This window comes from Rhizobium terrae (assembly GCF_003425685.1).
Classification (GTDB): Bacteria; Pseudomonadota; Alphaproteobacteria; order Rhizobiales; family Rhizobiaceae; genus Neorhizobium; species Neorhizobium terrae.
This window is the reverse complement of record NZ_QJKM01000006.1, coordinates 236,193-261,268: the sequence shown is the minus strand read 5'-3', so window position 1 is coordinate 261,268 and position 25,076 is coordinate 236,193. Positions and strand designations below refer to the sequence as shown.

21 protein-coding genes and 1 riboswitch are annotated in these 25,076 nt (G+C 64.9%); of the genes, 12 read left to right on the top strand and 9 right to left on the bottom strand.

From position 1 onward, the window contains the following. Positions 1-53: 53 nt before the first annotated feature. Positions 54-1,481, bottom strand: coding sequence for an FAD-binding oxidoreductase (locus DMO26_RS13235; RefSeq protein WP_117192537.1), 1,428 nt, complete (start codon positions 1,479-1,481; stop codon positions 54-56). A gap of 806 nt (positions 1,482-2,287) precedes the next feature. Between DMO26_RS13235 and DMO26_RS13230 the strand changes: the two genes are divergently transcribed. Continuing rightward, entirely contained in the window at positions 2,288-3,151 is an 864-nt protein-coding gene (locus tag DMO26_RS13230) for an NAD(P)-dependent oxidoreductase (RefSeq protein ID WP_117192536.1), read from the top strand. A gap of 103 nt (positions 3,152-3,254) precedes the next feature. Beyond that, complete coding sequence (locus DMO26_RS13225; RefSeq protein WP_162894874.1) at positions 3,255-3,971, top strand: FkbM family methyltransferase; 717 nt, start codon at positions 3,255-3,257, stop codon at positions 3,969-3,971. Positions 3,972-4,141: 170 nt separating this feature from the next. Here the strand turns inward: DMO26_RS13225 and DMO26_RS13220 are convergent, their stop codons facing one another. Together DMO26_RS13220 and DMO26_RS13215 are read right to left on the bottom strand one after the other, a co-directional pair. Then, positions 4,142-7,402, bottom strand: a complete 3,261-nt coding sequence (locus tag DMO26_RS13220; protein WP_117192534.1) for an efflux RND transporter permease subunit — start codon at positions 7,400-7,402, stop codon at positions 4,142-4,144. After that, positions 7,399-8,616, bottom strand: coding sequence for an efflux RND transporter periplasmic adaptor subunit (locus DMO26_RS13215; RefSeq protein WP_117192533.1), 1,218 nt, complete (start codon positions 8,614-8,616; stop codon positions 7,399-7,401). Before DMO26_RS13215 ends, DMO26_RS13220 begins: the two co-directional genes overlap by 4 nt. Before the next feature lie 280 nt (positions 8,617-8,896). Between DMO26_RS13215 and DMO26_RS13210 the strand changes: the two genes are divergently transcribed. Both DMO26_RS13210 and DMO26_RS13205 read left to right on the top strand, forming a co-directional pair. Beyond that, positions 8,897-11,488 (top strand): ATP-dependent helicase, encoded by a 2,592-nt coding sequence (locus DMO26_RS13210; RefSeq protein ID WP_117192532.1) that lies wholly within the window; start codon positions 8,897-8,899, stop codon positions 11,486-11,488. Then, positions 11,485-12,072 carry an AAA family ATPase gene (locus DMO26_RS13205; protein WP_117192531.1) on the top strand — a complete coding sequence of 196 codons (588 nt, stop codon included), beginning with the start codon at positions 11,485-11,487 and terminating at the stop codon, positions 12,070-12,072. Before DMO26_RS13210 ends, DMO26_RS13205 begins: the two co-directional genes overlap by 4 nt. 9 nt (positions 12,073-12,081) lie before the next feature. On the opposite strand, the gene DMO26_RS13200 is transcribed toward DMO26_RS13205, so the two are convergent. Continuing rightward, positions 12,082-12,939, bottom strand: a complete 858-nt coding sequence (locus DMO26_RS13200) for an NmrA family NAD(P)-binding protein (protein WP_117192530.1) — start codon at positions 12,937-12,939, stop codon at positions 12,082-12,084. Positions 12,940-13,092: 153 nt separating this feature from the next. Between DMO26_RS13200 and DMO26_RS13195 the strand changes: the two genes are divergently transcribed. The 3 genes from DMO26_RS13195 (at position 13,093) to DMO26_RS13185 (ending at position 16,068) form a co-directional block, all read left to right on the top strand. Next, on the top strand, positions 13,093-14,094 hold the full coding sequence (locus DMO26_RS13195) for a zinc-dependent alcohol dehydrogenase family protein (protein WP_117192529.1): 1,002 nt from the start codon (positions 13,093-13,095) through the stop codon (positions 14,092-14,094). Between the two features lie 125 nt (positions 14,095-14,219). Further along, a complete protein-coding gene (locus tag DMO26_RS13190) occupies positions 14,220-15,365 on the top strand; it encodes an amidohydrolase (protein ID WP_117192754.1) in 1,146 nt (381 codons plus the stop codon). A gap of 93 nt (positions 15,366-15,458) precedes the next feature. Beyond that, positions 15,459-15,540, top strand: a riboswitch (ZMP/ZTP riboswitch). Positions 15,541-15,558: 18 nt separating this feature from the next. Continuing rightward, the gene (locus DMO26_RS13185) at positions 15,559-16,068 is read left to right on the top strand and encodes a protein tyrosine phosphatase family protein (protein WP_117192528.1); all 510 of its coding nucleotides are present in this window, start codon (positions 15,559-15,561) and stop codon (positions 16,066-16,068) included. A 92-nt stretch (positions 16,069-16,160) separates the two neighbouring features. Here the strand turns inward: DMO26_RS13185 and DMO26_RS13180 are convergent, their stop codons facing one another. Together DMO26_RS13180 and DMO26_RS13175 are read right to left on the bottom strand one after the other, a co-directional pair. Further along, positions 16,161-17,546 (bottom strand): DUF2778 domain-containing protein, encoded by a 1,386-nt coding sequence (locus DMO26_RS13180; RefSeq protein WP_117192527.1) that lies wholly within the window; start codon positions 17,544-17,546, stop codon positions 16,161-16,163. A gap of 322 nt (positions 17,547-17,868) precedes the next feature. Beyond that, complete coding sequence (locus DMO26_RS13175) at positions 17,869-18,792, bottom strand: LysR family transcriptional regulator (protein ID WP_117192526.1); 924 nt, start codon at positions 18,790-18,792, stop codon at positions 17,869-17,871. Between the two features lie 167 nt (positions 18,793-18,959). Here DMO26_RS13175 and DMO26_RS13170 point away from each other — a divergent pair, with 167 nt between their 5' ends. After that, positions 18,960-19,577 (top strand): cupin domain-containing protein, encoded by a 618-nt coding sequence (locus DMO26_RS13170; protein ID WP_117192525.1) that lies wholly within the window; start codon positions 18,960-18,962, stop codon positions 19,575-19,577. Positions 19,578-19,625: 48 nt separating this feature from the next. Here the strand turns inward: DMO26_RS13170 and DMO26_RS33680 are convergent, their stop codons facing one another. Then, positions 19,626-19,811: a hypothetical protein gene (locus DMO26_RS33680; protein ID WP_162894872.1), complete on the bottom strand. Its 186-nt coding sequence runs from the start codon at positions 19,809-19,811 to the stop codon at positions 19,626-19,628. A gap of 41 nt (positions 19,812-19,852) precedes the next feature. Between DMO26_RS33680 and pncA the strand changes: the two genes are divergently transcribed. From pncA to DMO26_RS13155, 3 genes are all read left to right on the top strand, one after another. Continuing rightward, entirely contained in the window at positions 19,853-20,479 is a 627-nt protein-coding gene (gene pncA, locus DMO26_RS13165; protein WP_117192524.1) for a bifunctional nicotinamidase/pyrazinamidase, read from the top strand. A gap of 116 nt (positions 20,480-20,595) precedes the next feature. After that, positions 20,596-21,318, top strand: coding sequence for an AzlC family ABC transporter permease (locus DMO26_RS13160; RefSeq protein WP_117192523.1), 723 nt, complete (start codon positions 20,596-20,598; stop codon positions 21,316-21,318). Position 21,319: 1 nt separating this feature from the next. Beyond that, complete coding sequence (locus DMO26_RS13155) at positions 21,320-21,634, top strand: AzlD family protein (protein ID WP_117192522.1); 315 nt, start codon at positions 21,320-21,322, stop codon at positions 21,632-21,634. Positions 21,635-21,693: 59 nt separating this feature from the next. On the opposite strand, the gene DMO26_RS13150 is transcribed toward DMO26_RS13155, so the two are convergent. After that, complete coding sequence (locus DMO26_RS13150; RefSeq protein ID WP_117192521.1) at positions 21,694-23,526, bottom strand: aminopeptidase P family protein; 1,833 nt, start codon at positions 23,524-23,526, stop codon at positions 21,694-21,696. 268 nt (positions 23,527-23,794) lie between these two features. On the opposite strand from DMO26_RS13150, the gene DMO26_RS33675 reads away from it, so the two are divergent. Further along, a complete protein-coding gene (locus DMO26_RS33675; RefSeq protein ID WP_162894870.1) occupies positions 23,795-23,968 on the top strand; it encodes a hypothetical protein in 174 nt (57 codons plus the stop codon). A 190-nt stretch (positions 23,969-24,158) separates the two neighbouring features. On the opposite strand, the gene DMO26_RS13145 is transcribed toward DMO26_RS33675, so the two are convergent. After that, complete coding sequence (locus DMO26_RS13145) at positions 24,159-25,058, bottom strand: 50S ribosomal protein L11 methyltransferase (RefSeq protein ID WP_117192520.1); 900 nt, start codon at positions 25,056-25,058, stop codon at positions 24,159-24,161. Positions 25,059-25,076 lie beyond the last annotated feature (18 nt).

Below are 25,076 nucleotides of genomic sequence, written 5' to 3'. Positions count from 1 at the left end.
CAGCAAGAGTAGTTCCATCGGCCCGCCAGGCAAGTCAAGCTTCCGGGAGCCCGTCATTCGGCATTCGGGCCTTCCGGCCGGAAGATCTTGCCGGGATTGAAGATATTCTGCGGATCGAGGCTTGCCTTGATCGACCGCATCAGGCCGACCGCGCCGCCCAGTTCCTCCTCCAGGAAGGCCATCTTGCCCTGGCCGATGCCGTGTTCCCCGGTGCAGGTGCCGTCCATGGCGAGCGCCCGGTGATTGAGCCGCGCGATGAAGGCCTCGACCTTTTCGACCGATACCGGGTCCTTGCCGTCGAAGAGGACCAGGACGTGGAAATTGCCGTCGCCGGCATGGCCGACGATCGGCGCGAGCAGGCCTTGCGCGGCAATGTCGGCCTGGGTCTCGGCGACGCATTCGGCAAGCCGCGAGATCGGCACGCAGACATCGGTCGACAGCCCGTCGAGTTCCGGCGCCAGCGCACGGCTCGCCCAATAGGCATTGTGCCGAGCATTCCAGAGTTTTGCTCGCTCCTCGGCATTCGCCGTCCACTGGAATTCGTCGCCGCCGCATTCGGCGGCGATCTCGGCGAACTGCGCCGATTGCAGCGCCACCGTTTCCTCCGTGCCGTGGAATTCGAGGAAGAGCGTCGGGCGCTCCGGATAGGAGAGTTTCGAATAGGCGTTGCAGGCGCGCATCTGCACGTCGTCGAGCAGTTCGATGCGGGCGACCGGAATGCCCATCTGGATGGTCATGATGACCGCATCGCAGGCTGCCTTGACGCTCGGAAAGGCGCAGACCCCGCCGCCGATCTTTTCCGGAATGCCCTGCAGTTTCAGGGTGATCGAGGTGATCACGCCGAGCGTACCTTCCGAACCGATAAAAAGCCGGGTGAGATCGTAGCCCGCCGAGGACTTCTTGGCGCGGCGTGCGGTGCGGATTTCCTCGCCGTCGCCAGTGACGACGGTGAGCGACAGCACGTTGTCCTTCATCGTGCCGTAACGCACGGCATTGGTGCCGGACGCCCGCGTCGCCGCCATGCCGCCGATCGAGGCGTTGGCGCCCGGATCGATCGGGAAGAACAGGCCGGTATCGCGCAGTTCCCGGTTCAGCTCCTCGCGGGTGATGCCGGGCTCCACCGTGACGTCGAGATCCGCCGGGCTGACGCGGAGCACCTTGTTCATGCGGCTGAAATCGATGGAGATTCCCCCGGAAGGAGCATTGACCTGGCCCTCCAGCGAAGAGCCGATGCCGAAGGGCACGATCGGCACCCGATGCGCGGCGCAGGCTTTGACGACCGTCTTCACGTCATCGGCGCCTTCCGCGAAGACGACCCCGTCCGGCAGTTGGGCCGGCAGGTAGGTGGTGGTGTGCGCATGCTGCTCGCGGAACGACTGGCCGGTCTGGAAACGTTCCCCCAAGGCCTGCTTGAGGATGCCGAGCACCGTCCTGATGCCTTCCTCGTTGCGAAGGCCCGCCTTCACGTCCTTGATCGCCATGCCCCATTCTCCCTCAGTCTTTTCAAGGGATTGGTTAGGCGACGGGGTCGGCTTTGTCCAGAAATTAACGTCATGCCGCAAGACGGATTCCACCCTTGGCGCCATCTGCATTTTTTCGTTGGTCGCCCTCGGGTGATCCTCGGTTTTCGCTTCGCTCTCCCGAGGAGGACGAGGCGGTCTTCGTCATCCTCGCCCTCGGGTTAAACCCGAGGGTGACCCGAGGATCGGACGGGGCGCTGAAAGCTGCCTCGTAGTTAAGTAGTAGGTGACACCTCTCAGCGCCCCGTTCAGCTATTTGTGCCCGCGACTTCGGTTCCTCTGCGAAGGCCGGACCGGACGGTCCTTTGCCGCCGGTTTCGTTCCCGGACCTGATCCGGGAATTGAGACCGGAAACCGGCGAAACCATCCGGGTCAGCCCTCATGTGTGCCGCACAGGCACGCCCGGCGCGCTTTTTCGGGCATCGGAAGCGAAAAGGCCGGTCCGTAACCGCATCGCTTCTCCCGTGTCGCCGGAGGGAAACCATGTTCCGCGAACCCGATGCGGGAGGCTTTGCGTCCTATCCTCCCGCACCGCGCCGGCCCCGCCTCACTGGCACGCCTGCCAGCGTATCCGATGCGGGACGGGCACAGTATAGGCAGGGGTCCTGAGAGCGGGGATGAGAGAGTACGAAAGTTTTTTCCGAAAAAGGCGACGCAAGTGCTAGCCTGTTGATTATAATCATGACTATTTCATTCGCCGGTCATCGGCGCGTGCCCTACATCTTTTTTTCTTCCCCGTTTTTCACCTCGTTTCAGGGAGTTCGATCATGCCGACAATCGCAGTCATCGGAGCCGGAGCCATGGGCAGCGGCATCGGCGCGCGGCTCGTCGAAGGCGGCGCGACCGTGCTGACCTATCTGGAGGGCCGCTCCGCGGCCACCAAGGACCGGGCCCGGACCGCCGGAATGCAAACCGCCGGCCTGGAGGATATCGTCGCCGCCGATATCGTCCTGTCGATCGTGCCGCCGGCCGAGGCGGTGAGCGTCGCGCGGCAGGTTGCGGAAGCGGCCCGCAAAAGCGGCAGGCCGGTGGTGGTCATCGACTGCAACGCCATTTCTCCCGCCACGATGAAGGAGGTTGCGAGCGCCTTCGACGGCAGCCCGGTCGAGGTTCTGGACGGTTCGATCATCGGCATGCCGCCGAAGCCCGGCGATGCCGGCCCGCGCATCTATGTGAGCGGCGACGTTCAAAACCGCAGCGCGGCGCTCGGCGCGCACGGGCTGTCAGTCCGCCGGATCGACGGGCCGATCGGCGCCGCTTCCGCGCTGAAGATGTGTTATGCCGGCATCAACAAGGGGCTGACGGGCCTCGGCACCGCCATGCTGCTCGCCTCGATCCGCTCCGGCGCCGACGAGAGCCTGAAGCGCGAGATCGCCGAGAGCCTGCCCGACCTCGACCGTAAGTTCACCCATGCCCTGCCCGACATGTATCCGAAAGCCTATCGCTGGGTCGCCGAGATGGAGGAGATCGCCGCCTTCCTGGGCGACGACGATCCCGCCTCGCTGATCTATCGCGGCATGGCGCGGCTTTTTCGGAAGATGGCGGAGGACCGGGAGGACGGCGGCAAGCTCGCGGGACAGCTGGATGCGCTGCTGGGGCCGGCGACGGAGAGGGCCGGAAAAGCCCCGTGAACAAGCGCGACGCAATCGCCGCAGTGAAGCGACAAGCCGCTTGACGCGGGACCGGCGTTCCAATAGTCGCGGCCGCAACCCATTTCGATCATTGCGGGGAGCCATGGCGGCCAGGTCGTTATTTCGCGGCATTTTCAGGCGCAGGAAGAAGAGAAGGGACGAAACCGAATTCGAAAAGGAGGTCGATTTCCTGCGGAAGCGGGGGATCACGCTTTACCTCGATGTCGGCGCCAATACCGGACAGACCGGCAGGCGCCTGCGGGACATGGGCTGGGAAGGACGCATCTGCTCCTTCGAGCCGATCCCCGAATGTTATGAGAAGCTGGCCGCCGCTGCGGCATCCGGCCGGGACTGGCAGACGTTCAATTATGCGGTGGGCGATCGGGACGGTCAGGCGGAGATCGGCATTTCGCAGAACCGCGCGTCAAGCTCGCTGCGGGCCGCGACCGACCTGCTGGTGGCGATCCACCAGCCCATTCGCTACGAGGCGAAGGCGACCGTCGCCCTGACGACGCTCGACAGCCTGTTCGACCGGCTGGCATCCGCAAACGACGTAGTGCATCTGAAGATCGACACGCAGGGGTTCGAGCGCAACGTCATCCTGGGGGCGGCGAATTCCCTCAAGCGCATCGACTCCGTCCGGATGGAAGTCGCCGTTTCGGAAGTCTATGCCGGCGAGATGGTCGTGCCGGAAGCCATCACCCTGATGACGCAGATGGGCTTCGTGCTGATCGAGGCGTGGCCGGCCTGGCGGCACCCGCGCACCAAGGAGGTGCTGCACTTCGACCTCCTGTTCCGCAAGGGAACGATCGAGGCGTAAGCCGGGCCGTTTTTGCCCGATATTCCACCGGTTGCCGGCAAAGGAAAAGCACAGGGCGCCGATGTTTCCGTGCTTTTCATAGATTGCCCTGCCCCTTCGCTTACGCTCCGGGCGTTCGTCGCTGCAATCGATTCACCGGATCGATTGCTCGGGCTCCGCCCGACCGCTCCTCACTCAGCAGCCAGCAGCGGCGGTTCCTTGTCCTCCTGCTCCTCGGCTTTCGCCTCTTCCTTGCGGCGCGAGGCCGAGGCGTGGGCGAGCTCCTCGTGGAAGCGCGCCTCCTCGTGGACATGCGGCTTGGCGAAGCGGGCGATCAGGAGATAGGCGACCGGGGTGATGAAAAGCGTCACGACGACGGCAAAGCCGAGGCCGCCGACGATGACCCAGCCGAGCGCGATGCGCGCTTCCGCGCCCGCACCCTGGGCAAGCACCAGCGGCACGCCGCCGATGATCGTCGCGATCATCGTCATCATGACGGGACGCAGGCGCAGCGCGCAGGCCTTTTCGATCGCCTCGCGCACGCTCGCGCCATGGTCGCGCAACTGGTTGGCGAATTCGACGATCAGGATGCCGTTCTTCGCCATGACCCCGACCAAAAGCACGAGGCCGATCTGGCTGTAGACGTTGAGGCTCGATCCGGTGAGCACCAGAGCGATCGCCGCGCAGGCAAGCCCGAGCGGCACGGTCGACATGATGATGATCGACGACAGCACGCTTTCGAACTGGGCGGCCAGCACCAGGAAGATGATGGCGATCGCAAAACCGAAGGTCATCAGCATGGCGTTCGAGTTTTCACCCAGCGTCTTGGCCTCCGCCATCGGGATCAGCCGGACGCCGGCCGGCAGCAGCGGCTTTGCGAGCGCCGTCACTTCCCTGACCGCGTCGCCGAGCGCCACGCCGTCGCGAAGGTTCGACGAGATCGACACCGAAGCGAGCTGCTGCTCGCGGTTGAGCTGCGGCGCGACCGCCCCTTCCTTGAGCGTCGCAATCGTCGACATCGGCACGATCTTGCCGTCGCCGGATTTCAGGAAGATGTTTTCGAGGTCGGTCGGATCGTCGAGCGGCCGGGTCGTCGAGGTGAGCTTGACGGGCAGCGCATCGCCATGGACGAAGACGTCGACCACGGAGCGGCCTTCGAGCAGCGACTGCATGGCGGTCGAAAGCCCGGTGATGTCGATGCCGAGGTCGGAGGCGCGTTCGCGGTCGATCGAGACGGAAAGCTGCGCCTGGGTCGGTTCGTTGGTAAGGCGCGGCGTATCGAAGGACCGGCTCTTTTCCATTTCCGAGACGAGCTTCAGCGCGGTCGACGTCAGCTGGTCGTAATCGTTGCCGACCAGCGCCATCTGCAGGCCGTTGCCGGCGCCGCGGATTTTCAGGCTGTTCGACTGCATGGTGAAGCCGCGCAATGCCGGGACACGCAGCGCAGCGGCATTGACGTCGGCGGCGATCTGGTCCTGGCTGCGCTCGCGCTCGCTCCAGGGGGCGAGGGTGAGCACCATGAAGCCGCTGTTGGTGCTGCTGCCGAAGCCGGAGATCGAGAAGATGTTGGCGATCTCGCCGGAATCGCGCAGCGGTTTCAGGTTCTCCTCGACCCGCTGCATCTGGTCGCGGGTGAAATCGAGGCTGACGCCCTGCGGCGTCGTCATACGCAGCATGATCGTCGCGCGGTCTTCGCGCGGGGTAAGCTCGCTCTTGACCAGGCCGAAGACGTTGTAGGCGGCAAACGAGAAGATCGCGGCGACGACAAGAACCACCAGCGGCGCGTTGAGGCAGAAGCGCAGGGCGGAGGCGTAGACGCTTGCAAAAGCGCTGCCGAACACGCCGAGCAAGCCATGTTCCTCCTTGATCGGCCTCGTCAGCATGCGCGATGCCAGCATCGGGCAGAGCGTCAGGGCGGTGATCGACGACAGCGCCACCGAGAAGGCGAGCACGAAGCCGAACTCCTTGAACAGGCCGCCGATCTGGCCGGGTAGGAAGGAGAGCGGAATGAAGACGGCCGCAAGCGTCGCCGTCGTCGCGATGACGGCGAAGAACACTTCCTGGGTGCCGAGCACGGCGGCGGCGCGCGGTCCCATGCCCTCGGCACGCCTTCGCACGATGTTCTCGAGCACCACGATCGCGTCGTCGACGACGAGACCGGTCGCCAGCACGATGGCGAGCAGCGTCAGGATGTTGATCGAGAAGCCGACCAGATAGATCGCCACCAGCGTGCCGATCAGCGCCACCGGCATGGTGAGCGCCGGAATGAGCGTGGCGCGCCAGTCGCGCAGGAAAAGCCAGATGACCGCGACGACGACCGTCGCCGACAGGATCAGCGCGATTTCCACCTCGTGCAGCGCGCCCTGGATGAAGATCGCGTCGTCGCCGGTAATCGCGATGCGCGTGCCTTCCGGCAGCGTCTTCGACATTTCCGCGACGGCGGCCTTCACGCCTTCCGAAATGTTGAGCGTGTTCGACTGTGCCTGGCGAATGATGCCGAGGCCGACGCCCTGCACGCCGTTGGCACGCAACACGGTGGTGCCGTCGTCGGCGCCGAGCGAGACGGTCGCGACGTCGCGGACGCGCACGTTCGGGCCGATCAGCACGTTCTCGAAATCCTGCGGCGTCGTGAGGCTGGCGGTGGTGCGCACGACGATGTCCTGGGTCGTACTCTTCAGCGACCCGGCCGGCACGTCGAGCGCGGCGCTCGACAGCGCCTTCGAGACGTCGGCGACGGTCAGGCCCCGGCCGGCGAGCGCCGCCTGGTTCACGTCGACGCGGAACACCTTGTCCTGGTCGCCATAAAGTTCGACGTCGGCGACGCCCTCGACGGCGGCGAGCCGGTCGACCACCTCGTTGTCGACGAGCTGGGTGAGGTCCTCCATCGACATTTTCGACGAGGTGACCGCAAGGCGCATGATCGCGTCGGAATCGGCATCGGCCTTGACGATGCGGGGTTCGTCCGCATCGTCGGGCAGCTGGTTGACGACGCGGCCGACCGCATCGCGCACGTCGTTGGCGGCTTCCGAAAGATCGACGCTGTCGGAAAATTCCATCGTCACGCGGCTGGAGCCGAACTGCGACTGCGAGGAAAGCGCCTTGAGGCCCGAGACGCGGGCGACCGCGCCTTCGATGACCTGGGTGACTTCCTGGTCCATGGTCTGCGGCGAGGCGCCGTCGTAATTGGTACGCACCGTGATGACCGGCTGGTCGACGTCCGGCAGTTCGCGCACTTCGACGCCGGCGAGCGCGGCGAGGCCGGCAACGACGAGCAGCGTGTTGAGGACCGCGGCGAGAATCGGTCGGCGGACGAAGAGGGCGGTGAAGGTCTGGCCGGATTTCTCGTGGCCCGATTTGTCATCGCCGCCATTGGGGCCGCCATTGGGGCCACTATTGGGATCGCCACGCCGCTTGCCGTCCTCTTCGCCAAAGCCCGGAAGTTCGATCTTCATTGGCGCGCCACCTCAGCCGTTTCCGGCGCGCCGAAGATCCGCACGGGCGCCCCTTCCCTCACACGTTGCAGACCTTCCGTGACCACCCGGTCGCCTTCGCCGAGCTGCGCTTCGACGAGCACGGCATCCGGATTGCGCTGGATCACCCTGACGCGGGTCTTGACCGACTTGTTGTCCCTGACCTGCCAGACAAACGAACCTTCGCCATCCCACTGGACGGCGAGCGGATCGACCGACGGATATTTTTCGCCCGGAAAGCGCATGCCGACGCTGAACGCCATGCCGGCGCGCAGCACGTCGCCGGGGTTTTCCACCCGCGCCCGGATGCGCATGGTGCGGCTCGCGGCGTCGACGCGGTTGTCGATCGCGTCCACCTTGCCGGAAAAGACCTGGCCCGGCCGCGCGATCGAGCTTGCCTCGACCGGCTGGCCGGGCTCGATGGCGACGGCGAAACGCTCCGGCGCCCAGAAATCGACGAGGATCGCCGAGCGGTCGTCGAGGGGGACGATGCTGGTCTGGGTCGTGACGTTGTCGCCGACGTTGACCGCGACGATGCCGGCAATGCCGTCGATCGGCGCGACGATATCGCGGCGCCTGAGGTTGAGTTCGGCGGTCGACAGCGCGAGCCTGGCCGCCTGTTCGGCGATCTGCGCATCGAAGACGTCGAGGCGGGAGAAGGATTGCAGGTTCTTGTAGGAGGCGGATTTTTCCTGGGCGCTCTTCAGGGCCACCTGGGCCTTGTCACGCTCGATCACCTGTTCGTCATCGTCGAGGCGGGCGAGAACCTGGCCCTTCACGACCTTCTGGCCGGAGGTGACCATGATCTCGTGGATCGTGCCGGAAGCCTGCGGCATAACGACGACCGACTGGATCGCCTGGCCGCTGCCGATCGCCGACAGCCGGTCGTTGACCGTGCCGATCCTGACCGGCTGCGCGACCACGAGGACCGCGCGGTTGCCGCCCTGGCCGCCCTGGCCTCGCGGATTGCCCTGCCCCGCCCCCTGAGCGACCCCTTGGCCACCCGCCTGGGCCTGGCGCTGGCCCTGCGCCTCGCCGGCGGGCTTCTGCGCCGCGGGCCGGATCATCGCGACCGCCTTCTCGGGCACGCCGTATTTCGCCAGCGTATCGGCCGCACTCGGCACCGTGTAGACCCACACGCCCAATGCCGCGGCGAGCACCACGAGACACAGGAAAAGCTGTTTCCAAATCCGCATTCACTACTCCGGGCGAGACATGCACTGGCCAATATGCGCAATGAAGTATCGTTTATTTCAGGGTCCCTGCGCAATGGGCAGCACGTATTCTTACGGATTTGTAATCTCACGGAAATTTCAAAAGAATTTGACAATGGACTGCCTGAGCGCCGGGCACCGGCTGCATTTTTCGAGGCGGTCTGCCCAATGGCGCCACAGTTTAGCCGGACCTTGTGGAGAGATTGGGAATAAAAGAAGAACATTTTCTGGTCTTTCGGGTCCGAATCATTACATTGGCCGCATGAGTAACAGTTTCGACGACATTCCGTTCTTCGACGACGAGCCGGAACCCGCGCCGCGCAGGACGCCCGTGAACCCGGCCGCGGCCGCCGGCGGGAGTTTGGGGATCGCCGCGCGCGCCATGGCCGCCCGCGACCAGTCCCGCGCCGCCCCCGACTATCTCTCCGGCCTCAACCCGGAACAGCGCGAGGCGGTGGAGACCCTCGACGGACCCGTCCTGGTGCTCGCCGGCGCCGGCACCGGCAAGACGCGCGTGCTGACCACCCGCATCGCCCATATTCTCGCGACCGGCCGCGCCTTTCCTTCCCAGATCCTCGCCGTCACCTTCACCAACAAGGCGGCGCGCGAGATGAAGGAGCGCATCGGCGTTCTCGTCGGCGGCGCAGTCGAGGGCATGCCCTGGCTCGGCACCTTCCATTCGATCGGCGTGAAACTCTTGCGCCGCCACGCGGAACTCGCCGGCCTGCGCTCCGATTTCACCATTCTCGACACCGACGACGTGGTGCGGCTGATCAAGCAGCTCATCCAGGCGGAGGGTCTCGACGACAAGCGCTGGCCGGCCAAGCAGTTCGCCGGCATGGTCGATACCTGGAAGAACAAGGGCCTGCTGCCGGCCGACATTCCCGAGGGCGATGCCCGCGCCTTCGCCAACGGCAAGGGCCGTGAGCTCTACGCCGCCTACCAGGCGCGGCTGAGGACGCTCAACGCCTGTGATTTCGGCGACCTTCTGCTGCATCCGATCGCCATCTTCCGCAAGAACCCGGACCTGCTCAGGGAATATCACGACAGGTTCCGCTATATCCTCGTCGACGAATACCAGGACACCAACACCGCCCAATACATGTGGCTGCGGCTCCTGGCCCAGCGGCCGCAGGGCACGCGCACGGTCCCGGCCGTAGGCCGGCAAGGCCAAGCGGCCGTCGCGCCTGACGGCGCGCCCTTGCGGAGCGAGCCGCGCAGCGGCGGCGCGAGCGAAATCAATATCTGCTGCGTCGGCGACGACGACCAGTCGATCTACGGCTGGCGCGGCGCGGAAGTGGACAACATCCTGCGCTTCGAGAAGGATTTTCCGGGCGCCAAGGTGATCAAGCTGGAGCGCAACTACCGCTCCACCGAACATATTCTGGGGGCCGCCGGACATCTGATCGCGCACAATGAAGGCCGGCTTGGGAAGACGCTGTTCACCGACCGGGTGAACCCCGATGACGAAAAGGTGATGGTGCATGCCGCCTGGGATTCCGAAGAGGAAGCCCGCGCCGTCGGCGAGGAGATCGAAAGCCTGCAGCGCGGCGGCTCGGACGGCAGGAAGCACGCGCTGAACGACATGGCGATCCTGGTGCGCGCCTCCTTCCAGATGCGCGAATTCGAAGACCGGTTCGTCACGCTCGGCCTCAACTACCGCGTCATCGGCGGTCCGCGCTTCTACGAGCGGCTCGAAATCCGCGACGCCATGGCCTATTTCCGCCTCGTCTGCCAGCCGGCCGACGATCTGGCCTTCGAGCGGATCATCAACACGCCGAAGCGTGGCCTGGGCGACACGACCGTTCGTTATCTGCACGACTATGCCCGCGCCCGCGACGTGCCGATGCTCGCCGCCGCCGCCGAGATCATCGAGACGGACGAACTGAAACCCAAGGCGCGCAAGGCGCTGTTCGACGTGGTGACGGATTTCCGCCGCTGGCAGGGCCTGCTCGAAAACACGGTTCACACCGTGCTCGCCGAGCAGATCCTGGACGAGAGCGGCTATACCGCCATGTGGCAGGCCGACAAATCCGCCGAAGCGCCGGGCCGGCTCGAAAACCTCAAGGAACTCGTGCGCTCGATGGAAGCCTTCGAGTCGCTGCGCGGCTTCCTCGAACACGTGGCGCTCGTCATGGACGCCGACAACAACGAGAACCTCGATGCCGTCTCGATCATGACGCTGCATTCGGCCAAGGGCCTGGAATTCGATACCGTCTTCCTGCCCGGCTGGGAGGAAGGCCTGTTCCCGCACCAGCGGGCGCTCGACGAAGGCGGCCGCGCCGGACTGGAGGAAGAACGCCGCCTCGCCTATGTGGGCATCACGCGGGCAAAACACCGCTGCCACATCTGGTTCGTCTCCAACCGCCGCATCCACGGGCTCTGGCAATCCACCATGCCGTCGCGCTTCCTCGACGAACTGCCGCAGGCGCATGTCGATGTCGCGGTGGGAGAGTCCAACTACGGCGGTTACGGCGGCGGAGGACGCGGCGGTTACGGCCAGTCCCGCTTCGACAAGACTGATCCCTTCGCCAACACCTATTCCACCCCCGGCTGGAAACGTGCCCAGGCCAACAAGACAGATGCTACCCGCGACAACTGGGGCACCCGCTCCGGCCACGCCGTGGAACGCATCGGCTACGGCGAAAGCGGGCCGCGGACACGAACAATCGAAGGGGAACTTGTGGCGAAATCGGTGGCGGATACGCCATCACAGTTCGCCGTCGGCGACCGGGTTTTTCATGTCAAGTTCGGCAACGGGAATATCTCGGCGATCGAGGGCAACAAGCTGACGATCGACTTTGACAGGGCCGGGCAGAAACGGGTGCTGGACGGGTTCGTGGAGCGGGTGTGAGCCAGGATCATTGTTCCGAAGCTGAGGACCAAGTCGAAATCCTCTTGCTGACCGGGCCAGCAGGCGTTGGAAAATCGACCCTTTCGTGGGAAATTTCAGCCCGTCTCGCCGAAGCCGGAATTGCCCATGCGGCTATCGAAACCGACGAACTCGACCGCGTCTTCCCGCGTCCCTCGCGTCAGGACCTGGAGCGATTGGCACCCGGCACCATCGATATCAGCGCACTCAATCTCAAGGCGATATGGTCGGTCTATCGAGAGCTGAAGCAAACGCGCCTCATCATGTCGGGAGTGATGATGCATTTGGCGTTCGACCGTCGATGGATCACATCGGCCATACCGAATGCCAAAATCATCGTCGTGCGCCTGATGGCGACAGAGGAGAGCATAGCCGACCGCCTGGCGCGCCGGGAAACGGAGGATGGCCTTGACGCCCAGTTTCAACGGTCTCTTCGGCAGTTGAACCATATGACGACGGAAACCGGCGGCGATATGCTGCGTATCCATACGGACGGGCGCTCCGTTTCCGAAATCGCCCTCGATATTCTGGCCAATTTGGATTGGGCGCGCCCGCGATCTGCCTGACGGCAGGCCTCATTGGACGTCTTGCCCGCTCAGATACCGACGCAGAGTCACTCTGCCTCGCCTTGCTTCGTTCGGAGGCGGCGGAGGACTTTCCATCGCAAGCGCCGTCATTCCCGCATACGATTTGGCAGCCGCATCCGAGAAACCGAAACTGCGATAAGTCTCCTCCCATTGCTCGCGCGGCACGGTTTTGACCTCCACCGGCTTTCCAAACCGCTGCGAGAGTGCGGCCGCAACATCGGCGGAGGAATATCGTTCCGGTCCCTCGGCATGGACGAGCCGCGTTTCGCTGGCAGGCTCCGTCATCAGGTCGGCGGCGGCTTCGCCGAGGTCTTCCGGGGCGACCATGGCGAGACGGAAATCGGACGGGAAGAAAGTCGTGAGGACGCCGTTGTTCTTTGCCGTTTCGAGGCTCATGTCCCAATTGGTCATGTAATAGGCGGCGCGCAGGATGCTTGCGGGGACCGGCTGGCGCCTGAGGCCCTCCTCCAGTTCGAAAAGCGTGCCGAGATCGCCGATCCGCTCGCCTTTCCGGGCGCCGTAGGTCGAGTGACCGACGACCTTTTCGAGGCCGGAGCCTTCGATCGCCGAAAGGATCGAGGCGATCGTCCGTTTTTCGCGGATATCCGTGTCGCCATCCGGGGACGCCGGCGGATTGAGCGCATAAAGCCGCCTGCCCCTGCGAAAGATCGCCCGCAGCGCTTCGGTGTCGGCGATGTCCGCGACCGCCACGCGAGCGCCCTTCCTGCGCAGGCCTTCCGCGTTTTCGGCGTTGCGGGTGACGACGGTTACGGGTTCGCCGCGGGAAAGCAGCGCTTCGGCCGTCGCCGAACCGACATGTCCGGTTCCGCCGAGAATGACATGCATGGGTGCCTCCTCGCTTTGAAAAAGAAATCCATGAACGCGGGCAAGGTTCCACCCTCCGGAATGCGGCCCATCCTTTGCGGGCGATACGCTTGTCAGCCTCCCTGACTCCCGTTACCTATTCGACGGTTTTCGAGGAAGCTTAGGGAGGAATTCATGAAGGCGATCGTGACTGCGCCGGGTGGGCTGGATGCCATCAAGCTTGCCGACCTGCCGGACCCCGGAAAGCCCGGCCCCGGCGAGATCAGGGTGGCGCTGCATGGCAGTTCGCTGAATTTCCACGATCTCGGGGTCGCGAGCGGCCGCACGCCGACCGATGGGCGGGTGCTGATGGCCGACGGCGCGGGCGCGGTCGAGGAGGTCGGCGAAGGGGTGACGGAGTTTTCAGCCGGCGATCAGGTCGTGTCCTGCTTCTTCCCCGATTGGCAGGACGGCCCTCCTGTCGCCGGCGGTTTTTCGCGCGTGCCGGGCGATGGCATCGACGGGTTCGCGGCGGAATACGCGGTCAGGCCGGCGACCGCCTTCACCCGGGCGCCAAGAGGTTTCAGCGCCGTGGAGGCGGCGACGATCACCACGGCAGGGCTGACGTCGTGGCGGGCGCTGGTCGAGATCGGGCGGCTGAAGGCCGGCGACACGGTGCTGGCGCTCGGCACCGGCGGCGTGTCGATCTATGCGCTGCAGCTCGCGAGAGCCATGGGCGCGCGGGTGGCGATCACCTCCTCTTCCGACGAAAAGCTGGAACGGGCAAAGGCGCTTGGGGCGGATTTCACCGTCAACTACAAGGCCCATCCGGAATGGGCGAAGAACGTGCTCGACTGGACGAACGGCCGCGGCGTCGATCATGTGGTGGAAGTCGGCGGCCCCGGCACGCTCGGCCAGTCGATCCAGGCATGCCGCATGGCCGGCAGCATCGCGATGATCGGCGTCCTGACCGGCGCCCGCGGCGAGGTGCCGACGGCGGCGCTCGCCGGCAAGCAGATCACGCTCTCCGGCCTCATCGTCGGCAGCCGCCGCCAGCAGCAGGATTTCGTCCGGGCGCTCGACAACGGGCTGTTCAAGCCCGTCATCGACAAGGTCTTTCCGCTGGAGGAACTCGCCGACGCCTTCCGCTACGAGATGAGCGGCCACCATTTCGGCAAGATCGGCGTCGCGTGGTAGGCCGGCGGTGAAATCGGCCGTCCGGACAGGGGTCGCTGCAGAGCTTTCCTTGCGGATTTCCTCCGCCCCGGCTACCTCAGGGTGAGACTGCCAGACGAGGGAGCGGCCGCATGTATCTCACCAACATGTATCTCACCAACCAGGACGTCATCGAACTCACCGCGTGGCGGCGCAAGCTGCATGCCATGCCCGAAATCTCCCGCGAGGAAGTGGCGACCGCCGCCGAGGTGCAGGCCTTCCTGGCCGGGACGCGGCCGGACGCGGTGATCTCCGGGCTTGGGGGAACCGGCGTCGCGGCGATCTACGACAGCGGCGCGCCCGGCCCGACGCTGATGTTCCGCGCCGAGCTGGACGGCCTGCCGATCGCCGAAATCGGCGATCTCGAATACCGTTCCCGGGTGCCGGGCAAGGGCCATATGTGCGGCCATGACGGGCACATGACGATACTGGCGGCGCTCGGACGCCAGTTCGGCCGCCAGAGGCCGAAGCGCGGCCGCGTCGTGCTGCTCTTCCAGCCGGCCGAGGAGGACGGTTCGGGAGCCGCCGCCGTCATCGCCGACGAAAAATTCAAGGCCCTGAAGCCGGATTACAGTTTCTCCCTGCACAACATGCCCGGCCTGCCGCTCGGCCATGCCTGGCTGAAGGACGGCATCGTCAACTGCGCCTCGCGCGGGCTGAGGATCATGTTGACCGGCCGCACCGCGCATGCCTCCATGCCCGAAACCGGCATTTCGCCGGTGCCGGCGGTGGCGAAGCTGATGCCGGCGCTGACGGCGCTGAGCAGCGGCAGCATCGCCACCGGCGACCTCGTTCTCGCGACGCTGACGCATGCCTCGGTCGGCGAACCGGCCTTCGGCATCGCGCCGGGCTACGCGGAAGTCTGGGTGACGCTGCGCACCATGACCGACGCCCGGATGGAGGCGCTGACGGGCGCCGCCGAGGCGCTGGTGGCGCAGGCGGCGGCGGAAGGCGGGCTCGAATACGCGCTGGAATATCACGACATCTTCGGCCATTGCGACAATGACCCTGAAGCCGCCGCCCTGCTGCGCGCCGCCATGGACGCGGAAAGCGTGCCGCACGAGGCCGGCGAGGCCATGCGCGGTTCGGAGGATTTCGGCCGTTTCGCGACGGTCTCCAAATCCGCCATGTTCTTCCTCGGCTCGGGCGAAAACATCGCCAACCTGCACAACCCGAACTACGACTTTCCGGACGACCTGATCCCCATCGGCACCAAGATTTTCATGCGCGTGGCGCGCGAGATCCTGGGGTGATGAGAACTGCAAAATCCGGTGCGTGGAACGCCGGAGCGAGCAGCGGTCGGCGCCGGCCCATGCTTGACAACCCGGATGAGCAGGACGACGATATGGCGACCGTGTGACTGGCGAAGAGAGATGGAACACCATCGGGGAGCACGGATTTCCTGAGCCGCTCGCCTGGGCACCCTCCAACCGAAGGAGCATGCCCATGTCCGTGACCGCCGGCTTCCACAACCTCGCTGACGACCCGGTCGATATCTTGAACTGGCGGCGGTTAAGCGAAAGGCTGACGACATCCGGCCAGCCGAGCGAGGATCAGCTGGCAGCGATCGGCCGGCTCGGGATCACGCACATCGTCAATCTTGGAATTCATGAGCACGAAAAGGCATTGAAAGACGAGCAGGCAACGGTCCTTAGCCTTGGCATGACCTACATCCATCTGCCCGTCGATTTCGCGGCCCCAACCGAAAGCGACTTCGATCGCTTCTGCCGGATCATGGGCGCAGTGCAGAACGACCGGGTCCACGTCCATTGCATCCGCAATGCGCGCGTGACCGCCTTCCTGTACCGCTATCGGCGCGATGTATCGAAAGAGGATCCGCAACAGGCGGCCGCAGTCATGGAAACGGTCTGGCGGCCGGGCGGCGCCTGGGCGGCGTTTATCGGTCACCAGGACGACACCGCCCTGCAGCATCGTTACGCCGGTCATGACTATTGACCGCCGCACCGCTTGATTGAAGACGACGAGGAACGGCAGTCCAGCCTCACCATGGCTCGATGCGGGACATACGCATCGAGCCATGGTGCGGATCAGGCGTCGTTGCCGCCGAAGAGTTTGGCGAGGAAATTGCCGTTCGTGCCGCCGCCGGGGCGCTTGCCGTCCCACCGGGGCACGATCACCATGTGGGTGATCTCGCCGCGCTGGAAGGCCTTCAGGAAGCGGTCGTATTCGGCAAAGGCGACGCAGCCGTGGCTGTCGCCGCGGACGCGCAGCAGGAAGCTGTGGGCGAGAAGCCCGGTGCGGCCCTGCGGCGCCCTGCCGTCGACCGGGGTCAGGCGGATGGCGGCGACGCCGTGGAACAGCGATTCGCGCATCGACAGCCTGTAGGTGCCGGGCGGGGTCGGTCCGCGCATCTTCACATGGGTGAACTTTGGGTTGTCGCGCATGCCGCCGATGCCGGAATGGGCTTCGAGCCTGGTGCCGTTCGGCATGTGCACGACCGCATTGGTAATGTCGTAGACGGCGACCTTGGCACCGATGCCCGGCCAGCTCGGCGCAGGCGAAACCGGCGCCTCGCGCATCGGATTGTCGGGCTTGGCGAAGGCGAGCGCCGTCGGCTTGTCATCGTCGCCGCCGGTACGGGCCGGCTTCTGCGGCGCGACGGCGGCGATCGCGGCAAGCGCGTTGGGCTTGGACGGCTTTTCGGCAAGCGCGGTCGCCGCCGAGGGACGGATCACCGGCAGCGGGCCGGCCGTCGGCAGCGCATGGGCCGGAGCGGCAGGCGCCGGAACCGGTTCCTCGACGATCGCGATCTCCTGCCGACCCTCGGCGTCGTCCTCCAGGGCCGTCTCCTCGAGAGCGGCCATCTCCACCGGCTTCATGTCCTTGAGCTCGGCGACCGTGGTGGCCGGGGCGGCATCCTGGATCAGGTCCGGCAAGGCCTGGCCGCCGCGCGGCGCAACGACCACCAGGCTTTCCATGGCAGGTGCCAGAATGGCGCGGATGGCCTTCGCGTCGGGACGGGCCTTTTCAAGCGCCGCGAACCGCTGTTCGCTCTCGGCATGCCGGGCGGCCTTGGAAAGCGCGACGTGCAGCACCTGCCGGATATCGGACGCGACGGGGCGGCGGGCGGTCAGCGCGGCAGCTTCCGCGCCAGCCAGACGTCCGCCCTTGGGATCGGCGGGGGCACTGCCCGGCAGGCGGGAGAATTTCGAGACGTCGATCTCGCGATCGTCGGAAACCGCCGCAGCAACGGCGACGGGAGCGATCGGCCGGGCGAGCGTCAGGTCGAGCTTCACGTCGGAGGTGGATTTGACCGCAGTCGCCATGGTGGCGATCGAAGCGCACATCAAGGTTGCGACCGTCAGGCCGACACCGATCGCGACATTCGTCAAAAGGGAGCGGGATTTCTTGCGCCGTTGCGGCGCCTTGCGCGCCTGCTTGCCTTGCACTGCCGTATGGACCGAACGCGCCATCACTCGTTACCCGAACCGTTACTCACACCGGCGGAAGCCGCCTGAGCGCGACCGCCAACACAAGAGCCTTGGCGAAATGCGAGCAGGGAAATATTCCGCTCACTGCTGCCGTCAGCCCGCATGTGAGGATGAACGATTATGGTAACCAATGTCTTTACGCCGCCCCGATTTGGTTTTCGGTGGTGCACATAAAAGCGCATGCCGTCGGAAGTTTAACCAAAATACGGCGGCGGGATGACCGTCCCGCGCCTGATTAAGGCAAATCCCCGCAACGACACGCTGTTTACCACAAATGACCGGGTGTTCAAGGCGAATCATCATCTTAGGCGGATTCGGCTTCGTTTCGACCGACCGGGGAAGCCGAATGTTCGAGCAGAAGGGCCCTCGCCGCATCCATCACCGCCCTCACCCGCGGCACGTGCCTGAGCCGCTCGTGGGTCAGCAGCCAGATCTCCGCGGCGGGCGGCATTGGTGGACGAAAGCAGTATACGAGATCTTTATCGCCGGCCGCCAGAAACTCCGAAAACAGCCCCACCCCCAGCCCGCTGCGGATGCTCGCGAGCGTGGCGGTGATGGTGTTCTGACGCACGACCACGGCGGAGTCGGGGAAATTCGCCCGCACCCAGACGGCCGCCGGGTGATCGTGGATATGGGGATCGAGGGCAATCAGCGCGTGGCGGCCGAGCTCGCCGCTGCTCCCGGGGATCCCGTTTCGCTGGGCATAGGCGCGGCTGCAATAAAGCGCCCACACATCCTCGGCAATCTTCACGCCGACGAGACCGGCCTCGTCCACCGGCCGAGCGGCGGCCCGCAAGGCGATATCGGCATCGCCGCGGGCAAGGTCCAGCCGGAGATCGCCGGTCACCACGTCAAGGCTGATATTCGGGTGGCTGACCTTGAGCCTGCCGATCAGCGCCGGCAGGAAGCGGCTCGCCAGCGCCTCGTTGGTGGTGAACCGGACCGTGCCGCGGATATCGCGGAAGGCGGAAGCAAGCACGTTCGAAAACGCCGCCATGGCATCGCGCACGTCCTCGGCCGGTCCCACCAGCGCACGGCCGATATCGGTCAGCACGTAGCCGGTACGCCGCTTGTCGAAGAGCTCGACGCCGAGATCCTGTTCAAGTCCGGCTATGCGCCGCGACACCGTGCTCTGGCTGACGTTCATGGCGCGCGCCGCCGACAGCGTCGAACCGGTCTCGGCCACCGCGAGAAGGAAGCGCAGGTCGTCGTAGTTCAACTGGCTCATGGGGTGCGCGGAAGAGGTTATGCAAAAACGGTGAGCATGAGAGCAAAAACGGTGTTTGCGGTTATTTCGCCGGCAATCTACACGCCTTTCAACGCTGGCGGAACGGCCCTTCCTGCCCCCTCCTCCCGCGCCTTTCCCTTTTCAACAGATTGCCGGAGGACATTGCCGTGCCGAGACCGCTCGTGCCTGCCCATACAAAGATCGTCAATCACTTCAACAAGGAGACCTTCGTCTTTACCGACCCGATGGAAAGCGAGGCGCTCGCCAAATTCGACGTCGTGCTCGAAAAGGGCGGTTCGGGGGGCGGCAACGCTATCGCCCATATTCACCCGAAGGCGGATGAATATTTCCACGTCCGCAAGGGCCGGCTGATGATCATGATCGATGGCATCGAGCATGTCGCCGATGCCGGCGAGACCGTCATGGTGCCCCGCGGCAAGGCACATTTCTTCAGAAACGCCCATGACGGCGAGACCCATGCGACCGTCTCTTTCACGCCCGGCCAAAAACACCTGCGGTTCTTCCTGAACCTCGCGGCCTCGACCGTGCTGACGCCGGAGAACTTTTCGCCGGCAGGCGATCCGAAACTCCTGCCGATCGCGTTGAAGCTCAACGCCTATCGCGACCACCTCTACATCGCCGGTCCGCCGATATGGGTACAGAAACTGATCTACGCCGCCCTTGCTCCGATCGCCTGGCTGATGGGATACCGGCTGATCGTCGCGCCGAACGACAGCCGCCTCGACAAGCCCGATGTGCTGAAGGTGGCCACCGGGATGCCCTGAGGCCGTATCGGAAATGGCGCTGGCGCCATCTCCATTGGTGTCGCGAGCTCAGGCCGCCTGCCCGACTTCCTGAGGCGGCAGGAAGTGCAGCCCGAACTCCGCGGCGATGGCGGCGATCTCGGGAGAATCCCTCGGTTGCCGGGTCTCGATCGGGGACCGGCCATCCCGACCTGACGGAAAACACATGACGCCTTTCCTGGTTCTGGCGCCTGCCGGCTTGATCCGGCCGCCCATGCTTGGCATCCTTCGGAAAGTGATTTGCGAGGATGCCTGATATGAAAGCGCTGCTCCTGGTCGATATCCAGAACGGTTTCTGCCCCGGCGGCAACCTTCCCGTCCCGCACGGCGACGAGATCGTGCCGATCGCAAACCGGTTGATCGGCGATGGCGGCTACGATGTGATCGTCGCCTCGCAGGACTGGCACCCGGAAAACCACGGCAGCTTCGCGTCGCGGCATCCGGGCAAAAAGCCGTTCGAGACGGGCGAGCTTTCCGGCAGGCCCCAGGTGCTGTGGCCCGACCACTGCGTGCAGGGCACGCCGGACGCGGAGTTCCATCCGGATCTCGACATCGACGCGGTGGACTACATCCAGCAGAAGGGCGACAACCCGGCGGTCGACAGCTATTCCGCCTTCCGCGACAACGACCAGGCGGCACTCACAGGCCTTGCGGGCTACCTGAAGGCGCAGCAGGTGACGGAACTCGACGTCTGCGGCCTGGCGACCGACTACTGCGTGAAATTCTCCGCCCTTGATGCGGTCGACATGCTGCCGGACGTCAGGGTCCGCTTCATCGAGGATGCCAGCCGCGGCATCGACCCCGAAGGCGTGAGGAACGCCGTCGCCGAGATGAAGGCGAAGGGCATCGGCATCGTTTCGAGCAGGGATATCCTTGCCGACTGACCGCTGCGCGGTTCACCTCGCCCGCGACAGTTCAGCGGAATCGATAGTTCCATCAGCCCAATTGAATTGCGCCGCATCCTGCTCGGCTCTAAAGCCGTTGCCAAAAGGATCTTTAGATGAATCGCAGCGAATTCAACGAAGGGCTGAAGGGTGGCCTGATCATCGCCCTCTCGTCCGCACCCTTTGCGGTGCTGTTCGGGGCGGTGGCCGTCGACAACGGCCTTTCGGTCGCGGAAGCCGGCCTGATGAGCGCCACCGTCTATGCGGGCGCAAGCCAGCTCGTCGGCATCGAGCTTTTCGGCCATCACGTCGCGCCGTGGCTGATCGTGCTCTCGGTCTTCGCGGTCAATTTCCGACACATCCTCTATTCGGCGGCACTTGCCCGCCTCATCACCCATTTCACGCCGGTCCAGAAATTCTTCGCCTTCTTCCTGCTGACCGACCCACAATTCGCCGAAAGCGTCAGGCGCGCCGAGAGCAGCGGCCGGGGCATCGATTTCACCTGGTACGCGGCCTTCGGTGCGGCGGTCTATTTCCCCTGGCTTTTCTTCAGCGTCGTGGGCGCCTTTTTCGGCCGCATGATGGGCGATCCGCAGGTGCTGGCGATCGACGTCCTGCTGCCGATCTATTTCCTCGGCCTCGTCGTCGGGTTCCGCCGCAAGCCGGGCTTTTATCCCGTGGTGGCGGCGAGCGCGCTGGGTTCGGTGCTCGGTTATCATTTCGTCGGCTCGCCCTGGCATGTCAGCATCGGCGCGGCGATCGGCGTCGTGGTCGCCGCCCTCCTGCCGCTGCCGAAGGAACCGGCGACGGTGACCGCCGCAAGCGACGTGGAGAGCTGAGATGGCCGGACAGATCTCCATGGAAACGGTGTGGCTGATTCTTGCGGCCGCCGTCGCGACCTTCCTGACGCGGATCGGCGGCTACGTGCTGATCACCCGCATGAGGACGATCCCGCCACGCATGGAACAGGCGCTCAATGCCGTGCCGGCGGCGGTCTTGACCACGCTCGTCGCCCCCGCCTTCTTCAACAGCGGTTTCGACGTGAAGATCGCCATGCTGGTGGCGCTGGTCGCCAGCCTGAAATATCCGGGCCTCCTGATGCTCGGCGCCGGCTGGGCGGCAGCGATGATCTGCCGCCACCTCCTGGGTTTCTAGAGCGCGTCGCGATCTTTCAGATTCGCTTGCCGCGCCTTAGGAACCGCAGCTTCAAAGCGTCAGGCGATCGCTTCGGTCGCCTTCACCAGCCAGTCCTTCACGGCAGCGTCCTCGATCAGCGGCAGCAGCTTTTCGCGCACGGCGGCGTGGTAGGCGTCGAGCCAGGCGAGCTCTTCCCCCGTCATCAGCGACGCCATCACCAGCCGGCGATCGATCGGGCACCAGGTGAGCGTCTCGAAGGAGAGCATCGGCTGGTCGCCGCCTTCGATCTCTTCGGCCGCCTTCACGTAGATCAGGTTCTCGATGCGGATGCCGAAGGAACCGGGACGGTAATAACCGGGCTCGTTGGAGAGGATCATGCCGGGCAGGAGTTCCTGGGTCGCGAGCCGCGAGATGCGCTGCGGTCCCTCATGGACGGAGAGATAGGAGCCGACGCCGTGGCCGGTGCCGTGGGCATAATCGGCGCCGGACTTCCAGAGCGCGATGCGGGCGAGCGGATCGAGATCGCAGCCGCGCGTACCCTTCGGGAAACGCGCGGTGCTGATGGCGATCATGCCCTTCAGCACCAGCGTGAAGAAACGCTTGCGATCCTCCGGGACCGCTCCGACCGCCACGGTGCGGGTGATATCGGTCGTGCCGTTGACATATTGCGCACCCGAATCGATCAGGAAGAGATCGCCCGCTTCCAGCTTCCGGTTGGTTTCCGTCGTCACCCGGTAGTGAATGACGGCACCGTGTTCGCCGGCGCCGGAAATCGTATCGAAGGAAATGTCCTTGAGCGGGTTCTGCAGGTTTTGGCCGACGCGAGTGCGGGCCGCCTCCAGCGCCTCGACCGCGTCGATTTCGGTGATCGTGCCGGGGGCCTGCCGGTCGAGCCAATAGAGGTATTCGACCATCGCCGCGCCATCCTGCAGATGCGCCTTGGCCGATCCTTCGAGCTCCTGCGGGTTTTTGCAGGCGCGCGGCAGTTTGGCGGGATCGGAACCTTCGACCGCCTCGCCGCCTGCGGCCGCGATCGCCCGCGTCACGGCAAGCGGCGTCAGGTCCGGATCGACGATGATCCTGCCGCCGTCCTTCGCAAAGGCCGAAAGCCGCTCCAGGAACTCCGACGGGGGGCGCTGGACGGCAAGCTGGGCGAGATAGGCGGCCTGTTCGATGCCGGTCTTCATCCGGTCGAGGAAGATCTCGGGTCTGCCCTCGGCGGGAATGATGGCGCGGGACAGCGGATGCGGCGTGTGGGGCACGTCGTCGCCGCGGATGTTGAAGATCCAGGCGACGGAGGACGGATCGGCGACCAGCACCGCGGTCGCCCCCTTCTCCTTCACCTGCGCCGCGACCTCGGCGATCTTTTCGTTTGCGAGCCTGCCCGAAAACTCCTGCTTCTGGATCGACACGGCGCCGAGCGGCTCGGCGGGCCGGTCGGCCCAAAGCGCATCGAGCGGATTGGCATCGAGCAGCACGAGCGAGCCGCCGATTTCGGCGAGCGCCTTTTCCAGCCGGCGCACTTCCGCACCCGCATGCAGCCAGGGGTCGATGCCGAGACGAAAACCCTTTGCCCCATGCCGCGCCAGCCAGACATGCGGCGGCTCGTTGACGAGGTCGCCGCCGGCAAACACCGATCCGTCCACCTGCTCGGCAAGCTGGGTCACGTAACGTCCGTCGACGAAAACGATCGCCTCACGCCGCGTGACGAGGGCGATCCCCGCCGACCCGGTAAAGCCCGTCAGCCAGGAAAGCCGCTCGGCGCAAGCCGGCACATATTCGCCCTGGTATTCGTCGGCCCGGGGGACGAGGAAACCGTCGATGCCGAGATCGGAAAATCCCGCCCTGAGCGCCGTGACGCGGTCACGGCCGAACTGCGGAGCGGACTTCACTTCGAAAGACTGGAACATGGGCTCAAATTTCCGGGCTGCTTGATTCCGATGGGGAGCCGCATGTTAGCCGATCTCCGAGGAACAATGCCAGCCGGGCCGTGATGATCGGTGCCGGATGCTCAGCGATTGTGCGCCTGCTCACGGTTGACGGCCACAGGTTCGCAACCCATGCGCACAGCGCATATCACCAATGAGGGAATCCCTCTCACCGTGCAGTGCAGCATTCGCTATATATCAGACATCGAACGGGCGCCGAACAAGGCCCGACCGCAAAAGGATCACTTCGATGGCAAGCTCCTTCTTCCGCAATGCCTTCAACCGGATGATCGAAGCCCGCGAGCGTCAGGTTGCCCGCTACGTCAACGGCGCGCTCATGAACCTCGACGACGAAACCCTCAAGGGTCTCGGCACCAGCCGTGAAGAACTGCGCCGCAAGGGCGCCCAAGGCTACGTATTCTAAGCTGCGTATTCTGATTATTCGAGGCCGCGCGGAGATCTCCTCCCTCATCCGCCCGGCCTTCAGGATACGAGGCCCGCTCGAGCAGTTCCTCCCACGGCTCGCGGGTACGGTCAGTGTCGAACACTGATCGCAAGGCGGCACTTTTGGTGCCGCCTTTTTGCTGCACGCTTTTCAAAGCCATGCAACATGATCAATGCTGCACTGCGAAATTCTGATCCTTCATGAGGTGGATCGTCACCCAGCCGTTGCGCCAGATGGTGCGGATATGACTGAGCCGGACGCTGCTATAGGCGGCGAGCACCTTCCATCGCTGTTCGGCAAGAATTCCGGACAGGATCACGGACCCCCCGGGCGCCAGATGGGCCGCAAGCTGCGGCGCCATCCGGATCAGCGGCCTTGCCAGGATGTTGGCGATGATCAGGTCGAACGGTCCTTCCCGATCGAAGGCCGGCGAATGAAAACCAGGCGCAGTCTCCAGGCGGATGCCGGTGGCGATGCCGTTGCTGCGGACGTTTTCCCTGGCGACACGGACAGCGACCGGATCGATATCGGTGGCAAGCACGGGAATATTGCCAAGCTTGCGCGCCGCAATCGCCAGAACGCCGCTTCCGGTGCCGAGATCGAGCGCATTGCGGACCGGCCGGGCGCGCATCACCTTCCCGATCATCTCCAGGCAGCCGGCGGTGGTGCCGTGATGGCCGGTGCCGAAAGCCTGTCCCGCTTCGATCTCGATGGACAGATCGTTGATCCTCGCCTTGTCGCGGTCATGCGAGCCGTGAACGAGAAACCGCCCCGCCCTGACGGGTTTGAGGCCTTCCAGCGACCTGGCGATCCAGTCGACGTCGGGAATGACCTCCTTCCGGATCGGAAGATCCGGAAAGGCCCGGGAGAGGCCCGCCACGATGCGCTCGCGTACCGCCTCCTCGTCTTCGGCCATCATGTAGACCGAGGCTTCCCAGATGTCCCTTCTCTCGTCCACCTCGGTCGTGGCGATCGCAAAATCCTCCTCGCCGAAAATCTCCGAGAAAATATCGAGGATCTCGGCCGCACCCTTTTCGGTGGACGTGACGTAAAGGCGAATTTCACTCAAGGAAATGTCTCTCAGCTA